This window comes from Bacillus sp. mrc49 (assembly GCF_002803435.1).
In genome coordinates, this window is record NZ_PHNG01000110.1 from 1 (window position 1) to 1036 (window position 1036).

The 1036-nt window shown below is 44.7% G+C and carries 2 protein-coding genes; both read left to right on the forward strand.

Annotated elements, in window-relative coordinates; all coding sequences use genetic code 11:
• A partial coding sequence (locus CVN76_RS00755) for an NAD(P)-dependent oxidoreductase (RefSeq protein ID WP_100530077.1) occupies positions 1–624 on the forward strand: 624 nt, incomplete at its 5' end.
• Positions 625–642: 18 nt separating this feature from the next.
• The coding region (locus CVN76_RS00760) for an aldehyde dehydrogenase family protein (protein WP_157805394.1) at positions 643–1036 on the forward strand (394 nt) is incomplete at its 3' end.

Below are 1036 nucleotides of genomic sequence, written 5' to 3' on the forward strand. Positions count from 1 at the left end.
GTTATGCTGATCGATACAAGTACGGTAGACCCTGAATTGAATATCCGCATCGAAGAGGCTGCCAAGAAAAAGGATGTTGATTTTCTCGCGGCACCCGTCAGTGGCGGCGTGATAGGGGCGGTAAACCGGACGCTCACCTTCATGGTAGGCGGTTCAAAGACTGTCTTCGATAGGGCCATGCCTTTATTTGACGTAATGGGCGAGAATATTTTTCATGTGAATGATCGAATCGACAGCGGTACGAATACAAAGCTGATCAATAATCTCTTGATCGGATTTTATACGGCAGGGGTAAGTGAAGCTCTTCACCTTGCAAAGAATAGCAATCTTGATCTTGAAAGGTTGTTCGAGATGCTGAACGTAAGCTATGGCCAGAGCCGAATCTACGAGCGGAACTACAAAAGCTTCATCGCAAACGATAATTACGAACCCGGTTTTGCTTTAGAGCTGCTAAGAAAAGATCTCGGGTTCGCACTTGGGCTTGCTGCAAAGAATGATGTGGAACTGCCGCTAAGCAAAATTCTTTTTGATCTGTATGAAGAAGCAGTGGAGAACGGGTATGGTGATAAAGACATGTCCATCTTCTATAAAAAAATAAGTGAGCAGACGACAAAGATTCTTTAAGGAGAGGTGAGGGAGCAGATGATTACAACGAATATAAAAAGAATGAAGAACAACATTAATGGAGAATGGGTGGATTCCAATGGTACGGATGTCGAAGAAGTAATTAATCCAGCCAACGGAAAAATAATTGCCTATGTACCTCTATCGGTGAAAAGGGATGTCGATCAAGCTGTACAGGCCGCTCAAGATACGTATCAAACTTGGTCATTGGTACCTGTGCCGAACCGGGCAAGACTTCTATACAATTACCTTCATCTGCTTCAAGAGCAGAAAGAACAATTGGCCGAAATCATAACGATGGAAAATGGGAAAACGCTAAAAGATGCCCGCGGTGAGGTACAGCGAGGAATCGAAGTTGTGGAGATTGCGACTGCAGCTCCGACTCTAATGATGGGTGAATCCCTGCCTGGCA